This window comes from Novosphingobium sp. FKTRR1 (assembly GCF_020404405.1).
Taxonomy (GTDB): domain Bacteria; phylum Pseudomonadota; class Alphaproteobacteria; order Sphingomonadales; family Sphingomonadaceae; genus Novosphingobium.
This window is the reverse complement of sequence record NZ_JAIZDA010000015.1, coordinates 64,418-83,587: the sequence shown is the minus strand read 5'-3', so window position 1 is coordinate 83,587 and position 19,170 is coordinate 64,418. Positions and strand designations below refer to the sequence as shown.

Sequence of the window (19,170 nt, the reverse complement as noted above, 5' to 3'; positions counted from 1 at the left end):
TTGAAAGCCCCGCCCGCAATGTGCGCTATTTGACGACCACGCCCGCCTTGGCGACATGATCGACGTGTTCGAGTACGGTGATATCGGCCAGTGGGTCGCCCTTCACCGCCACCATGTCGGCATAGTGGCCGGGGGACAGGCTGCCGACGTCCTTGCTCCACCCCAGCAGTTCGGCCGAGACGATGGTGGCCGACTGGATGGCCTGCAGCGGTGTCATGCCAAAGCGTACCATGTACTTGAACTGGCGCGCGTTCAGGCCGTTGGGATAGACCCCGGCGTCGGTGCCGTACGACAGCCTGACCCCCGCCTTCACCGCCTTGGCAAAGGCATCGCGCTGCGCCTGCGTGGTCTCGGTATTCTTGCGCAGATAGTTTTCGGGCCAGTGATCGCGGCGCCCGACTTCGTCGATGTAGTCGCCATTGTAGACGTCCATGTCGAGCCAGACGCCCTTGGCCTTGGCCAGCGCAATGCCTTCGTCGTCGATGAGGCTGGCATGTTCGATCGCGCGAACGCCCGCGCGGATGGCAGCCTTGATCCCCGCCGCGCCATGGGCGTGCGCGGTGACCCACGAATGGCGCGCGGCGGCCACTTCGACCGTCGCGCGCATTTCATCCTCGGTCAGTTCCTGCTGGCCCGCCTCGGTGCCGCTGGCCAGCACCGCCCCGGTGGCGATAAGCTTGAGCGAATCCGCGCCGTGCTGGAACAGGAAATTGGCCTTGGCCCGCGCATCGGCCGCATCGGTGACGACGCCCGCGCGCATGTCCTGCGGGATCTGCACATCGGGCGAAAAGCCGGTGACCTCACCCCCTCCGCCCGGCACGGTGATGTAGGCGCCGACCGCCTGCATACGCGGGCCGATCACGTCGCCCCGGTCGATGGCGTTGCGCAGTTCCACATCGGCAAAGGCCCGGAACGAGCCGACATCGTGCACCGTGGTGAAGCCCGCCAGCAGCGTTTCGCGGGCGTGGCGCGCGCCGATATAGGCGATCTCCATCGGCGCGTGCAGCAGCGGTTCGGCGGGGTTGTTGCTCTGTTCGGTATCCGCCAGATGGACATGGCAGTCGATCAGGCCGGGCAGAACGGTAAAGGCGGTCCAGTCGATCACGCTGGCGCCCGCAGGCAGCGCTGCGCCGGTATCGGCCGTGATCGCCGCAACACGCCCATCCTCAACCCGCAACAGGCGCTTGGCCAGTACCGTGCCGGATTCGGGATCGATCAATCGCCCGGCGCGGACGAACACGGTTTCAGCATGAGCCGCCGTGCCGATGGTCAGGGTGAGGATAAGGGCGAGCGGGGTGGCGGTGAATTTGCGCATCACCGCACTGTGCCGCAAGTCCGCTCAGGGTGCGAGAGGAGAAGCGCCACCTTTTCCCGCCGATCTACTGCGCCGGGTTGTACTTACCCAAAAAGGTGTCGAGCTTGTCCAGCCAGGTCTGCATGCTGGCCTTGGTGGAAAAGCCGTGGCCCTCCCCCTTCAGCGTGACGAATTCATAAGGCTTGCCCGCCGCCTTCAGCGCATCGGCATAAAGCTTGGACTGCTTGTAGGGCACGCGCTGGTCGATATCGCCGTGCACCAGCAGCACCGGGGTCTTGAGCCGGTCGATGGTGAACAGTGGCGAGACGCTGGTCAGGTCGAACTTGTCGTCGCCCTGCACGGTCTTCTGCCAATCCTTGCGATAGCGCCTGGAAACCTTGAACTCGATCTGGAACTTCAACTGGCGCTTGAGGTCGGAAATGCCGGCAAAGCTCGCCGCGCAGCGATAGCGTTCGGGGTTGCGCACCGCGCCCCACAGCGCGGCATAGCCGCCATAGGAGCTGCCGATCAGGCAGGTACGCCTGGGGTCGATGGTGCCCTGCTTCGCCAGCCAGTCCATGCCATCGTCAAGGTCGTCCTGCATGGCGCGGCCCCATTGGCCCTCGCCCTTTTCATAGAACGATTTGCCATAGCCGCCCGATCCGCGGAATTCGGGCTGGAGCACGGCATAGCCCCGGTTTGCGAGGAACTGGACCTCGGTGTCGAAGTCCCCTTCGTCGCGCACGTCATAGGGCCCGCCGTGGGGCATGATGATCAGCGGCAGGTTCTTGGCCGCGCGGCCCGGCGGCAAAGTGAGATAGGCTGGAATGTCCAGCCCGTCGCGCGCCTTGTAATGCGTGTAAGTCGATGTCGCGAGCGACCGGGGGTCAAGCTTTTCATTGACCCTGGCCAGCAGGTGCATCGCCCCTTCGGCCTGATCGAACAGGTAATACTTGCCCGGATCGTTCGTTCCGCCCAGCCAGATGAGCAGCCGCGCACGATCGCGCGAGTAGCTGACGATCTGGACCGACCGGGTGCCGATCGACGATGCGACCGCCTTGTCCACCGCATCCTGCACTTTGCCCAGTTCGGCGTCGAACCAGTGGGTGTGCGCCCGATCGTCGGTGTACCACGCGGCATAAAGGTTTGCCCCGTCGACCTGCGTATCGAAATCGCCGACATCCACGCCCGGTGCCTCGAACACCAGATCGCCGCGCTTGCGGGTGGCGAAATTGAAGCGGTAGAGCGCATAGCGTCCGGTCGCCTCATTGAGCATCAGGCGATAGCCGTCGTCGCTGCCCTGATAGATGCGAAAGGCATCGAAGCCCGCGTCGTCATCGTCCTTGCCGGCCTTGACCACAGTGCGGAAGCTTTCGCCGTCCTTGGTCCGGTACAGCATCTTCCAGCCGGCGTCGTTGAACATGAACCCGGCGCGCACCACGCCCTTGTCATCGGCATACCAGTCCCACAAGAAGGGGCGCTGCGCGACGACCTGATGCGCCTTGTTGGTGGCAAGATCGATCGAGGACACGCTGGGATAATCAAAGATCGTCTGCTGGAACGCCAACAGGATCGACTGGCCCGCAGGATCGATCCACAACACGTCATCGCCCTTCAGCCCTTCGGTGTGGCCGCCGATGAACTGCTGCTTGCCGGTGGTGATGTCGTAGGTGATCAGCCGGGTCTGCCAGGCATCGTCACCGTCCCAGTCGACCGTGCTGCCGACGCTGATCAACAGCCGGTTGTTGCCCGCCCACTTGAACCAGTTGAAATCGAACTTGTCGCCCAGATCGAACGTGCGAACCTTGCCGGTGTCCGGATCGTAAACCCCCAGCACTTCGCGCCCCGCCTTGGTGAAGTAACCGGCAAAGTGCAAGCCATCGGGCGACAGACGCGGACTGTGCAGAAACGGCCGTTCGGCCAGTACGCCGGTATCGATGCGGGCGGGTACGGCCACCGGCGCGGCTGGCTGGCCGACGGGTGCCAAGGTCGCCGGTGCCTGTGGTGCCGGTGCCTGTGGTGCCGGTGCCTGTGGTGCCGGTGCCTGTGGTGCCGGTGCCGTGCCAACAGGCACCGCCAATCCCGCAGCGGGGTTCACCAATACCGCGCAGCCGACCAGCAACGCAGCCCAAACCCGCACTTTGTCAAACACGAAGCCCCTGCCCCAAAAACCGCCCTCAGGTCAGGCTATTGGCGGTAAAAGCGTAAGGCAACCAGGTATTTGAATGAATTGCACCAGATTGGCTGCACGCGCCAACGCTGCAAGCCAATGGCAGCATCGAGAGCCGAAGTATGGCGGATATCGGCCAGCGCCCATATCCGCCATATCAACACGTCAGGCCGCTTCGGCCTTCACCTCGGCGCGTTCCTGGTTGATGGCTTCGGCCAGCAGGAAGGCGAGTTCGATCGACTGCGCCGCGTTCAGGCGCGGGTCGCAATGGGTGTGATACCGATCGGCCAACCCTTCCTGCGTGATCGCAACGGCGCCGCCGGTGCATTCGGTCACGTCGCGGCCGGTCATCTCGATATGGATGCCGCCCGCGTGGGTGCCTTCGGCGCGATGCACGGCGAAGAAGCTCTTCACTTCGGCCAGAATGCGGTCGAAGGGACGCGTCTTGTAGCCGTTGTCGGCCTTGATCACGTTGCCGTGCATCGGGTCGCTCGACCACACCACCGGGTGCCCTTCGCGCGTCACTGCGCGCACCAGCGGCGGCAGGCCGGCTTCCACCTTGTCGTGCCCGAAGCGTGCGATCAGCGTGATGCGTCCGGCTTCACGCGCGGGATTGAGCGTGTCGAGCAGGCGCAGCAGCAGATCGGGCGAGAGCGAGGGACCGCACTTGACGCCGATCGGGTTGCCCACGCCGCGCAGGAACTCGACATGCGCCGATCCTTCGAAGCGGGTGCGATCGCCGATCCACAGCATGTGTGCGCTGGTGTCGTACCACTGACCGGTCAGCGAATCCTGCCGCGTCATCGCCTCTTCATAAGGCAGCAGCAGTGCTTCATGGCTGGTATAGAAGCTGGTGCCCTGCAACTGCGGCACGGTCGACGGGTTGACCCCGCAAGCCTCCATGAAGTCGAGCGCTTCGCCGATCTTGTCCGCAGTTTCCGCGAACTTGGCCGCCCACGGGCTTTTGCCGATGTGCTCCAGCGTCCACTGGTGGACCTGACGCAAGTTGGCATAGCCGCCCGTCGCGAACGCGCGCAGCAGGTTCAGCGTCGCCGCCGCCTGGCTATAGGCACGCAGCATCCGCTCAGGATCGGGGATGCGCGATTCCGGCGTGAAGTCGATGCCGTTGATGTTGTCGCCCAGATAGCTCGGCAGTTCGACATCGCCGATCTTCTCGACCGGCGACGAACGCGGCTTGGCGAACTGGCCGGCCATGCGACCGACCTTGACCACCGGCTGCTTGCTGCCGAACGTCAGCACCACCGCCATCTGCAACAACACGCGGAACGTGTCGCGGATGTTGTTGGGATGGAACTCGGCAAAGCTTTCGGCGCAATCGCCGCCTTGCAGCAGGAAAGCATTGCCCGCCGCCACGTTGGCAAGATCGGTCTTGAGCGCGCGCGCTTCGCCCGCAAACACCAGCGGCGGAAAGTTGGTCAGGGTCTGTTCGACCTGGTTCAACTTGTCCGCGTCGGGGTATACCGGCAAATGCTTTGCCTCAAACCCGCGCCAGCTATGCGCATTCCAGTTCTGTGCCACGATTCCTCTTCCTTTCAGGACGCGCGGCCATAGCCCTGTGGAAAAGGTTTTGCAAAGGATGGCTTGCGGTCACGGTGATCGCCTGCGGCGATGACCGCGCAAGGCCGTTTGCGCTTATGGACGCTTCTCGGGCACGACCTCCACCTTCCATGTCTTGTTGGCCAGCAGATAGCGCTTGGCCAGCGCTTGCAGCCGTTCGGGCGTGGTCTGGCTGGAATCGATCAGGATCGAGCGGATATCGTCGAACTTGCCGGGTTCAAGCGCCCCGCCGGTCAACTGGTACATGTAGAACCCGTTGCCGGTGCTGGCGCGGGTGATCGCCTGCTTGGTCGGTTCGGTGACGCGCGCGATCTCGTCGGCACTGACCGGCGAGGCGGCCAGATCGGCGGCGATCTTGTCGGCGGCGGCAAAGAAGGCGGGCAAGTCCTGCGGGCGCAACTGCACCGTAGCTGCGACATAGCCGCCAGAAGGGAGATCGAGCGGCCAGCTTGAATAGACTTGCGGCGAATAGCTCGCGCCGATCTTTTCGCGCATCGCGTCGAACAGGCGGATGTTGAAGATCTGGGCCAGCAGATCGAGCTGGCGGCTTTCGTGGATGCCGCCGCGCCCGCCGCCTGTCGGCCAGGCCACGAGCGCCGCCGCGCTGCCCGGATCGCCGCGATGGGTCAATTGCAGAGGCTCGTCATTGTGCTCAGGGATGCGCGGCGCGAGCGCCGGGGTGGGCGGAGCCTTGACGGGCGGAAGCGCACCGAACGTACGCTGCAGCGCGGCCAAAGCGTCCTCGCGCTTGAAGTCACCGAACAGGTCGACCTCGATCGGCCCTTGCTGCAACAGCGGTTCCCACACCCGGCGGAAGCCCTCAGCCGTCACCTTGGACAGTTCGGCCGGGTTGGGCGTGGCATAGCGCGCATCGCCGTCCTTCAACAGCCAGCCAAGATCGCGTTGCAATACCGACATCGGCGAACCGTTGGTGCTGTCGTATTGCAGCGCGGCGGCGGCCTTGACCCGCAGCACAGGGTTGGCGTCCCAGCGCGGCTGGCCAAGCTTGGCGGCGAACAGGTAAAGCTGGTCGGCCAGGTCGGCCGGACGGGTATCGGCGGCCATCACGAACGTCGTGTCGTCGATATCGAAATCAAGGCTGAGCTTGCGTCCTGTGGCAAGCCGGTCAAGGTCTTCGCGCCCCAGTTTGCCGATGCCGCTGTCCATCAGCGCGTTCTGGCCGATCGGTCCATAGACCGCGTCCTTGGGGTCGATCGCCGCGTAACCACCGCCGAACCGCACGCGCACGATGATGCGACCGGGCTCGGCGTCGTTGGGCCACAACAGCGCATGCACGCCGTTGGCCAGTTCGACCCGCTCGATCCCGAGCAGTCCGGTCGGCTCGGCCGCCTTGACCGCACCGGGCGTGCCGATCGGCGGCAGGTCCGAAAACTTGATGGTGCTTGCCGCCAGCCGGGTGTTGGCGGCGGCACTCACCGGCGCGGCAAGCGCTTCGCGCACGTCCTGCGCGGTGCCGTCGGCCGCGTTGGGCGTGATCAGCAGGCCGCGCACGACCGTACCCTTGAACAAGTCGCGGGTATGCTTGAGTACCGCTGCGGGCGTGAACAACGGCACCGACCGTTTGAAGATGGCATAGACGGTGTCGGGATTGGCCACGGTTTCGCGGATATCGATGGCATCGGTGATGTCGTCGGCAAGCTTCGATCCTGCCTGCGTCTCCTGCGTTTCGACCGGCACCTTGTACGCCACGTCGAACTCGGCAACCTCGCGCGCGACTTCCTCTTCCGAAGGCGGCGTGGCGAGTGCATCCGCGATCACCGCGCGCACGTCGCGCAACGCGCTTTTCCAGTCGGCCGACAGCGGGTTGACGGTGATCAGCGTGGCGTCGGCAGAGCGCATGATCTTGCGCTGCTCGACCGAGGCGGCAAGGAAGCTGGCATTGCCGCGCGCGCGCGCTTCAAGTCTACGGTTGATCAGCGCCAGCGCCAGCCGGTCGATCATCAGCCCCTGGTTGTAGACGATGGTGTCATTGACCTTGGCCCAGGGCCGCAGCACCGCATAGTTGAGCAGGCGTGGCAGGCCGGCCTCCACCACCACCCGCGCATCGCCGACCGGGTTGGCCGGGTCGGCCCCGGCAGGCGCGGCGGGATGGCCGAAGTCGGGCTGCGGCGGCTTCTTGCCCTTGCCGCTCCATGGGCCGAACCATTGCTTGATCCGCGCCACAAGCACCTGTGGATCGACATCGCCTGCGACCACGATCACGGTATTGTCAGGCCGGTACCACTTGTCGTGGAAAGCCTTGATGCTTTCGGACGTGGCGGCGTTGAGCGTTTCCTCGGTCCCGATCGGCGAGCGCGCCGCCAAAGGTTGGCCCTGAAAGAACAGCCCGAAGGTATCGTCCAGCACTCGGCGCTGCGGCCCATCGCGTTCGCGCTTTTCAGCCAGCACGATCGGCACTTCGGTCTTGACCCCGACGGGCGTGAAGATCGGCGCGGTGATCATGCCCGACAGCAGACGGAACGTCTCATCCAGCTTGGGCGCCGAAGCCTCGGGAATGTCGAGCTTGTAAACGGTCTGAGTATAGCTCGTTTCGGCGTTGGTATCGCTACCGAATGTGGCGCCAAGCTTTTGCCAGGTGGGGATCGCCTCCCCCGCCTTGAGGTACTTCGAATCCCGAAACGTAAGGTGTTCGATCAGGTGAGCATAGCCGCGCTGCGCGTCGGTTTCGTACAACGAGCCGGCATCGACCAGCACCCGGATCGAAACCTGCCCCGGCGGCACCCCGTTGTGGCGCACCGCATAGCGCAATCCGTTGGGCAGGATGCCGAACATCCACGCCGCGTCGTGCGGCACGTCAGAACCGGCATAAAGCCACTGCGCCGGGTCGGGCGCTGCACCAGCGACGGCACCGAATGGCACCGTCGTGGCAAGCAGAAGCGAAAGGAAAAGACCGGAGCGCCGCAAGGGCCGGGAAAGTCGCTGCATTCCCAAGCTATAGGGCGCTCAATCCTGAAGGACCAGTGAATTGACCGGCCCAGTTCAAGCCCATTTGGTCAGAATTACCTCAAGGATGCGGGGGCGTTGCACCAGCAGGGGGCGCCGGAGTAGCAGCCGGTGCAGCGGCGGCGGCCTGAGCCGCTTCCTGCTGGCGGCGCATCTCGGCGATTTCGGCCTGGGTCTTGAAGTCGAGCAGTTCGACCTGGAACACCAGATCGGCATTGGGCGGAATGTCCGCGCCCGCACCCTTGGCGCCATAACCAAGCGCTGCGGGGATACACAGACGCTGGACGCCGCCGCGCGCCATCAACTGCAGGCCTTCGGTAAAGCCGGGGATCACATTACCCACTGGGAACGGCGTCTGCATGTTCTGGTCGAACACTTGCCCGGTAGCGGCAATATAGCCGATGTAATTGACCAGCACGACATCGCTTGCGGTCGGCTTTGCGCCCTCGCCCGCCTTGAGCGCGACATAGCCGAGGCCCGAGGCGGTCCGGGCGGTACAGGTGCGCTGCGCGGCGGGGACGGTCGGCTGGAGCGGCAACTTGATCACCGGGTCGGCGCTTGGCGCGGCCGCTGGCGCTGCAGCCGCAGGCAGAGCCCCGCACAGCAAGGCCAGAACGGCAGCAGAGGTGGCGAGACGGGCGATGATTCGGGGGGCGATGCTGATCATGGCGGGCGCCATAGGCGGCGCAGCGCAGGACCGCCAGCCGGAATGCGCACGCAGAACACGCCGAAAGGTTACAAATGCATCAATATTCGCAAGGATTGGCCGCACCGCACCCTTGACCATGCGTCACGCCGCTATACATGGATAGGTATGTTTATTGAAACCGAGACGACCCCGAACCCGGCAACGCTCAAGTTCCTCCCCGGCGAGATCGTGATGCCGCAGGGCACGCGCGAATTCACCTCGGAAACCGAAGCGGCAGCCTCTCCATTGGCCGAAGCGTTGTTCACGCTCGGCGACGTAACGGGCGTATTGTTCGGGCGCGATTTCGTGGCCGTCACCATCGCGCCCGGCGCCCAATGGAGCGATGCCAAACCGCAAGTACTGTCGCTGTTGCTTGATCATTTCGTGGCGCAGGCTCCGCTGTTCCACGGTGGCGTTGCCGACTTCGCGGTTCCGGGCGAAGATGACGATGCTCTTGGCGACGACCCGGCCCATGCCGAGATCATCGATCAGATCAAGGAACTGATCGAAACGCGCGTCCGCCCGGCCGTGGCCAACGATGGTGGGGACATCACCTACCGCGGCTTCCGTGATGGGGTGGTCTATCTCAAGATGCAGGGCGCATGCTCCGGCTGCCCTTCTTCCACCGCCACGTTGAAGAACGGCATCGAATCGCTGCTGCGCCATTACGTTCCCGAGGTAAGCGAAGTCCGCGCCGCCTGATCTGCTTGGGCAAACCCGATTTGGCCGCGCAACGCCATCGGGGCCGCCAAGCCAGTAGGATGAAGTCACCGTGAACCAGCCGCTCGATACTGCCGCGCTTGAACAATTGTTCCTGAGCGCGCGGACCTATAACGGGTATCTCGACCAGCCGGTCAGCGAGCAGCAACTCCACGCCATCTGGGATCTTCTCAAGATGGGGCCGACTTCGGCCAACCAGATGCCGGCACGACTGATCTGGTGCACGTCCGACGCGGCCAAGGAAAAGCTGGCGGCCTGCGCCGGGGGCACCAATCCTGACAAGATCCGCAATGCGCCGGTCACGGTGATCATCGGCATGGATCTCGATTTCCATGAACAGTTGCCCTGGCTGTTCCCTCATGCCGACGCGAAAAGCTGGTTTGCGGGCGACAGCGCCGCGCGCGAAGTCTCCGCAATGCGCAATTCGACGCTGCAGGGTGCTTACTTCATTCTGGCGGCGCGCGCGCTGGGCCTCGATACCGGGCCGATGTCGGGCTTCGACAATGCGGCGGTTGACGCCGCCTTCTTCGCCGAAACGCCGCGCGTGCGCTCCAATTTCATCTCGACGTTGGGCTATGGCGACCCGTCGACGATCTTTCCGCGCAGCCCGCGCCCAGACTTCGCCGTCTTCAACCACGTGGCCTGAAGCGCAGAAGCACAGGTGCGCACCCTCGTCATCGACTGCGCCACAGAAGCGTGCTCGGTAGCCCTTTTCGATGATGGCACGTTACTGGCGGGCGACTTGCGCATGCTGGGCCGCGGCCACGCCGAACAGTTGATGCCCATGATCGCCGCGCTGCCCGACAATGGCCGCGCCGAACGCATTGCCGTCGACAGCGGGCCCGGCAGCTTCACCGGAATTCGCGTGGGCCTGGCGGCTGCGCGCGCACTGGCGCTGGCCTGGAATGCCACGGCGCATGGCTATGACAGCGCCGCGCTGATCGCCGCGATGGCTGCGGCAAGCCATCCCGGCCAGCCGATCGATGTGGTGTTGACCGGCGGGCATGGCGAATGGTTCTTCCAACCCTTTGCCGCCGACGGCCGTCCTGCTGCCGCGCTCGCGTCCCTGCTGCCGGCAGAAGTCACGAACCGCGCACAAGCACCCATCTGCGCTGGCAGTCAGGCCATGGCGCTTGCGGCGCAGTCGTATGACGCCGCACACGGCGCCAGGCCACCGCTGGCATTGTCACTGTGGCCGGATGCCCGCGCCTTCGACCGCCTGCCCGCCGACGCGTTGCGCCCCGATCCCGTACCGCTGTACGGACGCCCGCCCGATGCGCGCCTCCCGGCAAAGGCCACCCCCACATCGGCGCACGACGCCGGTATGGTCGGCTGATCAATAGCGCCGCCGCGATGTTCCTTCCGCAAGATGATGTCGACCGGGTAATGTCCGTCATGGAACAGGCGTTTCCACCTGAGTTCGGCGAAGCATGGAACCGGCGACAAGTATCTGATTCCCTTTTACTTTCAGGAACTCATCTGGGCCTGATTGCACCCGATGGCAATCCGCGTCCAAAAGAACACGACGAAACAGCAGGTTTTTTCTTGTCGCGCAGTGTTCTGGACGAGGAGGAATTGCTGCTTTTCGCGATTGCTCCCGATCATCGCCACAAAGGACTGGGCCACACCTTGCTGCGACGTTTCATCGAAGAAGCCCGTGCACGTGGCATTCGCCGACTGTTCCTTGAGATGCGCCGCAGCAATCCGGCCGGGGTGCTTTATGCTGCGCATGGTTTCGAGGCAGTTGGTATTCGTCCGCGCTACTATCGCACACCTGCTGGCGAGAGGCTTGACGCGATCAGTCAGGAACTGATTATTGCTTAAAAATCCATTGTTTCACAAAGAAAAATGAAATTTCGGTCACGCGTGACTTCGCATTGATTGGCAGTGGTTGTAAATTCATGCCGATTGCTTATAAGAAGGAGCCAGGATGCGAGATTCGATGCGCTGACAAGGCCAAAATCCAAAAATATCACAAACCAAAGAAGGTCGCTTCGCAATGTCTGAAATTGAAAATGATCTGCGTGAAACCATCATCACGCTTACGTCCGATATCGTGGCTGCACATGTCAGCAACAACAGCGTATCTGTCGCTGATCTGCCCACGCTGATTTCCAACGTCTACTCGGCTTTGGCCGGCCTCAATCCTGCGAAGAAGGCTGAAGAGCCTGCGCCGGAACCGGCCGTTTCCATTCGCTCGTCGATCAAGAACGATCACATCGTTTGCCTTGAAGACGGCAAGAAGCTGAAGATGCTCAAGCGCCATCTGGCGACGCGCTACAACCTGACCCCCGATCAGTATCGCGCGCGCTGGAACCTCCCCGCCGACTATCCGATGGTTGCGCCGGCCTATGCCGAAAAGCGCCGCGAGCTGGCCAAGAAGATCGGCCTTGGCCGCAAGCCGGAACCCGCCAAGCGCGGCCGTGCCAAGGCAACTGCTGCCTGACACGGCAACAGACCCCAATACGGCGTCCTGGCTGCCGTAAAATTGGGCTGAAATATCAATGCCCATAACGCCGGGCGCATCGCATCTCCACCGTCGGACCACGGCATTTTTGCCGCCCGACGGCATCCGCAGTTGAAGAATTGGCCCGCCGCTCTATGATCGGCGGGCCTTTTTCGTGGGTCTCCTATTTCGTGCATCAACCAATCGACATTGAAGCCCTTTGCGCCCAGCGTGGCTTGCGCATAACCGAACAGCGCCGCGTGATCGCGCGCGTGCTGTCCGAAAGCAGCGACCATCCTGACGTCGAGCGACTGCACGCCCGCGCGGTGGAGCGCGACCCCCGCATCTCCATCGCGACGGTCTACCGCACCGTTCGGCTGTTCGAGGAAGCGGGCATTCTGGACCGCCATGACTTTGGCGATGGCCGCGCGCGCTATGAGGCGACGCCCGAGGCGCACCATGACCACCTGATCGACGTCGAGACCGGAAGGGTCATCGAATTTGTCGATCCCGAGCTTGAGGCGCTGCAGCGCCAGATCGCCGAGAAGCTGGGCTACCGGCTGGTTGACCACAGGATGGAGCTTTATGGCGTCAAGCTTGATCGTGAAGCTTAAGGCGCGGCGCCGACGCAGGGTCGGACCGGAGCGCGGCGAGCCAACGACCTGGATGGGCTGGCTGCGCATCGGGCTCCGCGCCGTCGGGCTGGCGCTGGCACTGCTGGTCTGCGTGCCGCTGCACTATGCCTACCGCACCGTCCACTATGGCTCGCCGTTCCCCAAGCTGTTCCTGCGGATTGCCGCAAGACTGTGCGGCGCACGGCTGAAGATTCATGGTACGCCGTTGAAGCGGGACGTATTCTTCATCGCCAACCATCTGTCATGGCTGGATATTCTGGCACTTGGCGGCGCCAGCGGCACGGCCTTCGTGGCCAAGGCCGAACTCGCCACAGCGCCGATGGTCGGGTGGCTTGCACGGATCAACCGTACCGTGTTCGTCAGCCGCGAGGACCGGCTGGGCGTGGCCGACCAGATCAACCGGCTCAAGGAAGCGCTGGCCGACAACTGGTCGATCACCGTGTTTCCCGAAGGCACGACCACCGATGGCAAGTCCTTGCTGCCGTTCAAGACCTCGATGCTGCGCGTGCTGGAACCGCCCCCCGCCGGCGTGCTGGTGCAGCCGGTTGCGCTCGATTATGGCGGCGACATCGGCGAATGGATCGGCTGGATCGGCACCGAAGGCGGCGTCGACAACGCCAAGCGTATCCTTTCGCGCCGCGGCTCGTTCCGACTCGACGTGTTCTACCTCGACCCGTTCGACCCGCGCGATTTCAAGGGCCGCAAGGCGATCGCCGCAGAAGCGCGCGCGCGCATCGTTCCGGCGCTGGAAGCCCGGCTGGGCGCGCCGTTGCGTCCATTTGCCCATGATGTGGCGCCTGTCCGCTATGCAGCACCGGGAGAGCAGGCGGCCTGAACCGCGATGGAAGGCGGCGCGTCGGTCGACATCCGCCACCCCTTCTAACGCCCGCGATTCTGGCCTAAGGGGCGCTGATTATGGCATCGACACCCCCACCGCGCACATTTCACGTCAAAAGCTTCGGCTGCCAGATGAACGTCTATGACGGCGAGCGGATGGCCGAATTGCTGACCGCGCAAGGCATGACCGCTGCCGATGAGCGCGGTGATGCCGATCTGGTGGTGCTAAACACCTGCCACATCCGCGAAAAAGCCACAGAAAAGGTCTATTCCGACATCGGCCGGTTGCGCCGGGACGATGGCACCAGCCCGCTGATTGCCGTTGCCGGGTGCGTCGCGCAGGCCGAGGGCGAGGAAATCATGGTCCGCGCCCCGTCGGTCAAGGTCGTGGTCGGGCCGCAAGCCTATCACCGCCTGCCCGAAATGGTTGCACAAGCCGCCGCCGGAACCCGCTCCACCGAAACCGACATGCCGGCCGAGGCCAAGTTCGCCGCCCTGCCAAGACGCCGGAAGTCAGGCCCCAGCGCGTTTCTGACGGTGCAGGAAGGGTGCGACAAATTCTGCACCTATTGCGTGGTGCCCTATACGCGCGGGGCCGAGATCAGCCGCCCTTTCGCCGATCTGGTGGATGAGGCGCAGGCGCTGGTCGAAGGCGGCGCGCGCGAGATCACCTTGCTGGGTCAGAATGTCAACGCCTGGGCGGGCGAGGATGCGCGCGGCCGCAAGGCAGGGCTTGCCGAACTGGCCGAGGAACTGGCGAAGTTCCCCGAACTTGCCCGCATCCGCTACACCACCAGTCACCCGGCGGATATGACCGACGCACTTATCGAGGCGCACGGCAGCAATCCCAAGCTCATGCCGTTCCTGCACCTGCCGGTGCAATCGGGCAACGACCGGGTGTTGAAGGCGATGAATCGCAGCCACACCGCCGACAGCTATTTGCGGCTGCTGGAACGGGTGCGTGCGGTCCGGCCCGACATCGCGATTTCGGGCGATTTCATCGTTGGTTTCCCCGGGGAAACAGAGGCGGAATTTGGCGACACGCTGCGCATCATCGATGCGGTTGGCTATGCGCTGGCGTTCAGCTTCAAGTATTCGCCGCGCCCCGGCACACCGGCAGCGACGATGGACGGGCATGTTCCGGCAGAGGTCATGGACGAACGCTTGCAGCGGCTTCAGGCCGCGCTCAATCGCGACCAGTTGGCTTTCAACCACAGCTCGGTCGGGCGGCGTTGCAGCGTGCTGGTCGAACGGCGGGGTAAACGCGAGGGCCAGTGGCTGGGCAAATCGCCCTGGCTGCAGTCGGTGCACTTCATCGGCGAGGCCGCGGTCGGCGATCTGGTGACGGTCGACCTGATCGAGGCCGGGCCGAATTCGCTGGCAGGAACGCTGGTTTCCGCCTGAAATCCGGCCCCGGCTCGATCAACCGCCAACCTTACCAGTGATGGCGATGGTTGCGGTGGAAGCGGCGGTCATGGCGCCATTCGCGGCGATCGTGGTGGAACGCATGGCGATCGCGGCGCAACCCGTGCCGGTCGCGCTGGGCTGCAACATAGTTGCCGTGGCGGATGTCACGGCGCAATTCGACACGATCATGGCGAAGTTCGACGCGATCGTGGCGGACGTCGGCGGGTTGGGCAGAAGCAGCCGCCGGCACGATGGCAATGGCGGCAAGAGCGGCGAGGATGAGCTTGCGCATCGGGTTTCTCCGTAGCGTACCGATAATCGGCACGACGCCGTGATGGCAGAGCGAGGCTGAACCGGGATGCAACCGCACGCTCAGCTTGATGTCAGGATTGTCGCGATCGCGCGACACATCGCAGGACTGTGCATATCGCCACCCTTGCAAGCGATTTCCTGTCCGCCTGTCTTGCGCCTGCCACATCGCGGCATAATCTAGGCGTGGGCGGCAGTGACACAGCGCCCATCCAACAAGGAGACGCATGGCCCGCAAATTCTCTCGCGCCCATGGTGAGGCGCATCGCGACGGTGGTTCGGCCTTTGGCAGCGAACGCAGTCCGGGTCATTACGGGGTGGCGCATGCGGGCGGCCACCGCGCCGATCAGCAGCAACGCCGGGCACGGATCGAGGTCGAGTTCGACGAGCAGACCATGCTGGGATCGTTGTTCGGCCAGTTCGACCAGAATCTGGTGCTGATCGAGAACCGACTGGGCGTCTACATCTCGGCGCGCGGCAACAAGGCGGTGATCGAAGGGCCCGACGATGCCGTGGCGCGTACCCGCGATGTGCTGAAGGGCATGCACCAGCGCTTGTTGACCGGGCACGAGCTGGATGCAGGCGCCATCGATGCGCTGATCGCGATGTCGAACGAACCCACGCTGGAAGGGATCATCACCGGCGCGCCCGAGGGCGCTCCGCCGATCATGATCCGCACCCGCAAGAAAACGATCATACCCCGCTCGAACACGCAGATCGCCTATATGCGGGCACTGATCGCCAACGACGTGATCTTCGCGCTTGGGCCGGCAGGCACCGGCAAGACCTATCTTGCGGTCGCGCAGGCGGTGGCGCAACTTATCAACGGCAGTGTGCAGCGCCTCATCCTGTCGCGCCCGGCGGTCGAGGCGGGGGAGCGGCTCGGCTTCCTGCCCGGCGACATGAAGGAAAAGGTCGATCCCTACCTGCGCCCGCTTTATGACGCGCTGTACGATTGCATGCCGCCCGAGCAGGTGGAACGGCGCATGGCCAGCGGTGAGATCGAGATCGCGCCCATCGCCTTCATGCGCGGACGCACGCTGGCCGATGCCTTCGTCATTCTGGACGAGGCCCAGAACACCACGCCAGCGCAAATGAAGATGTTCCTCACCCGCTTTGGCCAGAACAGCCGGATGGTAGTGTGCGGCGACCCCAAGCAGGTCGACCTGCCCGGCGGTCCGGCCGCCAGCGGGCTGAACGATGCGGTCAAGCGGCTCGAAGGGGTCGATGGCATCGGCACGGTCCGCTTCACCCGCGATGACGTGGTGCGCCACCCGATTGTCGGTCGCATTGTCGAAGCCTACGAAGGGAACGAGGCTTGATCGCCGCGACGCTGGAAATCGACATCGATCCGGTGTGGGGCACCGCCACCGATTGGGAGGCGCTGGCCAACCGCGCCGCCGAGGCAGTGGCCGCCGTTGTGCCTGAAATGGCGCATGACAACCTGCTGGTCAGCCTCGTCATGGCCGATGACGAGGAAGTCCATGCGCTGAACAAGCAGTGGCGGGCCAAGGACAAACCGACCAACGTGCTGTCGTTCCCCATGCTCTCGCGCGAGGATGTGCTGCTGGCTGCCGCCAATGTGGCGGCTCCCGGCATGCTGGGCGACCTGATCCTGGCGCATGGCGTCTGTTCGCGCGAAGCGGCCGACAAGGGCATCACGGTGGAGCACCATACCGCGCATCTGGTGATCCATGGCTTGCTTCATCTGGCAGGTTACGATCACGAAACCGGCGAGGCTGACGCCGAAGAAATGGAGCAATTGGAGCGGAAGGCGCTTGCACTGATGGGCATCGCCGACCCATATGCGGAAATCTGACAGTTCAGGAGGGAAGATCAGTGCCCGAGGGCAACGGGTCGGGCGGCGAAAGTCGCACCGGCGAAGGAGACAGTAGCCGCGCGTTGTGGCGCGCGATCAAGGCGTTTTTCCGGGGGCCGGATCACGACCAGTCCTTGCGCTCGCAGATCGAAGAAGCGATCGAGGAGCACGAGGGCGACCCGGTTGACAGCGCCGCCGGTGATGGCGACCTGCTGCCGCTTGAACGGCAGATGCTCAAGAACCTGCTCGGTTTCAGCGACAACGATGCCGATGACATCGCCGTGCCACGCGGCAAGATCGTGGGCGTTCCGGCTTCGGCCAGCTTTGCCGAACTGGTCGAGGCGTTTGCCGAGCATGGTCACAGCCGCCTGCCAGTCTATCATGAATCGCTCGATGAAGTGATCGGCATGGCGCACATCAAGGACGTTTTCCCGATCGTGGCGGCCATGGCCTTGAAGGGCGAAGCGGCGCCTGACGACTGGATCGCGCTGCTTCGTCAGCCGCTGTTCGTGCCACAGGCGCGCCGCGCGCTCGATGTGCTGGGCGATATGCGCGCCAGCCGCACGCATCTGGCCATCGTCATCGACGAATACTCCGGAACCGACGGGATCATCACGATCGAGGATCTGGTCGAACAGATCGTCGGCCATATCGAGGATGAACACGACGACGCGCCCGAGGAACTGCTCGAACGGCTGTCGCCGGACACCTGGGACGCCGATGCGCGAGTGGAACTCGACGAAGTGGCCGAGCGCATTGATCCGCGCCTTGCCGAAGTTGAGGAGGACGTCGACACGCTGGGCGGGTTGACGGTTGTGCTGGCGGGCGAAGTCCCCCCGGTCGGCCGCGTGCTGCAACACCCCAGCGGCTGGCGGATCGAAGTGACCGGCGGCGACGAACGCCACCTTACCCGCTTGCGCCTGCACGCGCCGCGCAGCCCCGAAGCGGACGAAGACGAGTGACGCAAGCCGCTCTTAGTGGCATGAGACCGGCATGATCCGCCGCCTGCCCCCGCTGCGCTCGCTCGAAGCGTTCATTCGCGTTGTCCGCGCCGGATCGGCCAAGACGGCGGCTGCCGAACTGGCGCTGAGCCCTTCGGCACTGTCACGACGGTTGGCGGCGCTTGAAGAATTCGTCAGCAAGCCGCTGTTCGAACGCAAGCATCAGGCGCTCAAGCTGACCGAGGACGGACAGCAACTTTACGACGCGGTCGCCCCGCTGATCGACGAAATGGCCGATCGCATCGACCGTCTTATCGATACCGGCAAGGTCATGCGGCTGCGGCTGGGTGTATTGCCGCTGTTCGGCAGCCAGCGCCTGTTCCCGCGTCTGGGTGAATTGCGCAGGCTGCACCCGCAACTGCATATCGACATCGACAGTTCGGCCGCCGCCGAAACCAAGCTGGGCGATACCATCGATGCCGCGATCGTCCTGTCCGAAGGCCCGGAAGGTTCGCTTCATGCGGTTCGGCTGGACCACAACCGCGTCTACGCCATCGCCAGCAAGGAAATGGCGGCCGAACTGGGTGACCGGCCCGATATCGCCAAGCTCAACAAGCAGACTTTCCTGATCCACAACGACCTGCCGATGAGCTTTGAGGCGTGGAAGCGGACTCTCCACCTCGAAGCGCTCGAACCGGCGGCGATCGACCATTTCGATTCGGGCCAGCTCATTCTCGAAGCAGCCGCACAAGGGCTGGGCATCGCGATCATGCACGATGACCACTATGTGCGCAGTCACGATTCGCGGCTGGCGCGGGTCTATGACATCAACGTCGACAGTCCCTATTCGTACTGGTTCATCTGCCGCCCGCGCGCGCTGCAAAGCCGTCCGGTCCGCCTGTTCCACGATTGGATGATCAAGGCCGGGCTATGACCGGCGTGCTCGGCTGGCCATCGCGCGCGGTAACCCGCCTGCGCATCTATGTTCCGGTTGGGGAATCGAGCCTGCAAGCCCTGCTGGCGGGTGACCGAAAGGCCCTGCAACAAGACCCCGTGCTGGCAGAGATGCACCGCATCATCCGCGAACAACCAGCGCTGGGCGATTTCGGCATCTATGATGGTGTGGCCGAGATCGGGCTGGGCTGGGAAACCTTCGCTCCGACCGACGCGGCGCAGCCGACCCTGGGAGCGGCAGGCGAAACCAGCGTTTCGCCCACGGTCACGCTGACCACGTGGATCGACCCGGCGGCGCCCGCCGATGTGGTGGAGGCTGCGCTTGCGGCGCTGATGGCTGCGCACCCGTGGGAAGTTCCGGTGATCGAACTGACCGAAACGCGGATGCTGCTGCGCCGCTAGGCGCGA

The 19,170-nt window shown here is 64.1% G+C and carries 19 protein-coding genes; 14 read left to right on the top strand and 5 right to left on the bottom strand.

Translation table 11 applies throughout. The features are described 5' to 3' along the window. Positions 1-25 precede the first annotated feature (25 nt). From LDN95_RS14730 to LDN95_RS14710, 5 genes are all read right to left on the bottom strand, one after another. Positions 26-1,315, bottom strand: a complete 1,290-nt coding sequence (locus LDN95_RS14730) for an amidohydrolase family protein (protein WP_226018349.1) — start codon at positions 1,313-1,315, stop codon at positions 26-28. A 64-nt stretch (positions 1,316-1,379) separates the two neighbouring features. Then, on the bottom strand, positions 1,380-3,446 hold the full coding sequence (locus LDN95_RS23330; RefSeq protein ID WP_226018348.1) for a prolyl oligopeptidase family serine peptidase: 2,067 nt from the start codon (positions 3,444-3,446) through the stop codon (positions 1,380-1,382). 183 nt (positions 3,447-3,629) lie between these two features. Continuing rightward, complete coding sequence (locus LDN95_RS14720; RefSeq protein WP_226018347.1) at positions 3,630-5,003, bottom strand: class II 3-deoxy-7-phosphoheptulonate synthase; 1,374 nt, start codon at positions 5,001-5,003, stop codon at positions 3,630-3,632. Positions 5,004-5,117: 114 nt separating this feature from the next. After that, a complete protein-coding gene (locus LDN95_RS14715; protein WP_226018346.1) occupies positions 5,118-7,922 on the bottom strand; it encodes a M16 family metallopeptidase in 2,805 nt (934 codons plus the stop codon). A 145-nt stretch (positions 7,923-8,067) separates the two neighbouring features. Continuing rightward, a complete protein-coding gene (locus LDN95_RS14710) occupies positions 8,068-8,673 on the bottom strand; it encodes an FKBP-type peptidyl-prolyl cis-trans isomerase (RefSeq protein WP_226018345.1) in 606 nt (201 codons plus the stop codon). A 147-nt stretch (positions 8,674-8,820) separates the two neighbouring features. Between LDN95_RS14710 and LDN95_RS14705 the strand changes: the two genes are divergently transcribed. The 14 genes from LDN95_RS14705 to LDN95_RS14640 all read left to right on the top strand — a co-directional run bounded on the left by LDN95_RS14705 (position 8,821) and on the right by LDN95_RS14640 (position 19,164). Next, positions 8,821-9,396, top strand: coding sequence for a NifU family protein (locus LDN95_RS14705; protein WP_226018344.1), 576 nt, complete (start codon positions 8,821-8,823; stop codon positions 9,394-9,396). A 70-nt stretch (positions 9,397-9,466) separates the two neighbouring features. Continuing rightward, complete coding sequence (locus LDN95_RS14700; protein WP_226018343.1) at positions 9,467-10,060, top strand: malonic semialdehyde reductase; 594 nt, start codon at positions 9,467-9,469, stop codon at positions 10,058-10,060. Positions 10,061-10,075: 15 nt separating this feature from the next. Beyond that, positions 10,076-10,750 (top strand): tRNA (adenosine(37)-N6)-threonylcarbamoyltransferase complex dimerization subunit type 1 TsaB, encoded by a 675-nt coding sequence (gene tsaB / locus LDN95_RS14695; RefSeq protein ID WP_226018342.1) that lies wholly within the window; start codon positions 10,076-10,078, stop codon positions 10,748-10,750. A 17-nt stretch (positions 10,751-10,767) separates the two neighbouring features. Beyond that, positions 10,768-11,238: a GNAT family N-acetyltransferase gene (locus tag LDN95_RS14690; protein WP_226018341.1), complete on the top strand. Its 471-nt coding sequence runs from the start codon at positions 10,768-10,770 to the stop codon at positions 11,236-11,238. Between the two features lie 175 nt (positions 11,239-11,413). Further along, entirely contained in the window at positions 11,414-11,860 is a 447-nt protein-coding gene (locus LDN95_RS14685) for a MucR family transcriptional regulator (RefSeq protein WP_226018340.1), read from the top strand. Positions 11,861-12,051: 191 nt separating this feature from the next. Continuing rightward, positions 12,052-12,474 carry a Fur family transcriptional regulator gene (locus tag LDN95_RS14680; protein ID WP_226018385.1) on the top strand — a complete coding sequence of 141 codons (423 nt, stop codon included), beginning with the start codon at positions 12,052-12,054 and terminating at the stop codon, positions 12,472-12,474. Continuing rightward, positions 12,446-13,330 carry a 1-acyl-sn-glycerol-3-phosphate acyltransferase gene (locus LDN95_RS14675; RefSeq protein WP_226018339.1) on the top strand — a complete coding sequence of 295 codons (885 nt, stop codon included), beginning with the start codon at positions 12,446-12,448 and terminating at the stop codon, positions 13,328-13,330. The genes LDN95_RS14680 and LDN95_RS14675 overlap by 29 nt, the downstream gene beginning before the upstream one ends. Positions 13,331-13,410: 80 nt before the next feature. Next, complete coding sequence (gene miaB, locus LDN95_RS14670; RefSeq protein ID WP_226018338.1) at positions 13,411-14,736, top strand: tRNA (N6-isopentenyl adenosine(37)-C2)-methylthiotransferase MiaB; 1,326 nt, start codon at positions 13,411-13,413, stop codon at positions 14,734-14,736. Between the two features lie 40 nt (positions 14,737-14,776). After that, positions 14,777-15,046, top strand: coding sequence for a hypothetical protein (locus LDN95_RS14665; protein WP_226018337.1), 270 nt, complete (start codon positions 14,777-14,779; stop codon positions 15,044-15,046). A 229-nt stretch (positions 15,047-15,275) separates the two neighbouring features. After that, the gene (locus LDN95_RS14660; RefSeq protein ID WP_226018336.1) at positions 15,276-16,370 is read left to right on the top strand and encodes a PhoH family protein; all 1,095 of its coding nucleotides are present in this window, start codon (positions 15,276-15,278) and stop codon (positions 16,368-16,370) included. Next, positions 16,367-16,867, top strand: a complete 501-nt coding sequence (gene ybeY / locus LDN95_RS14655; RefSeq protein ID WP_226018335.1) for an rRNA maturation RNase YbeY — start codon at positions 16,367-16,369, stop codon at positions 16,865-16,867. Before LDN95_RS14660 ends, ybeY begins: the two co-directional genes overlap by 4 nt. Positions 16,868-16,887: 20 nt before the next feature. Then, positions 16,888-17,829, top strand: a complete 942-nt coding sequence (locus tag LDN95_RS14650; RefSeq protein WP_226018334.1) for a hemolysin family protein — start codon at positions 16,888-16,890, stop codon at positions 17,827-17,829. Between the two features lie 31 nt (positions 17,830-17,860). After that, on the top strand, positions 17,861-18,742 hold the full coding sequence (locus LDN95_RS14645; RefSeq protein ID WP_226018333.1) for a LysR substrate-binding domain-containing protein: 882 nt from the start codon (positions 17,861-17,863) through the stop codon (positions 18,740-18,742). Continuing rightward, a complete protein-coding gene (locus LDN95_RS14640) occupies positions 18,739-19,164 on the top strand; it encodes a hypothetical protein (protein ID WP_226018332.1) in 426 nt (141 codons plus the stop codon). Before LDN95_RS14645 ends, LDN95_RS14640 begins: the two co-directional genes overlap by 4 nt. Positions 19,165-19,170: the final 6 nt, after the last annotated feature.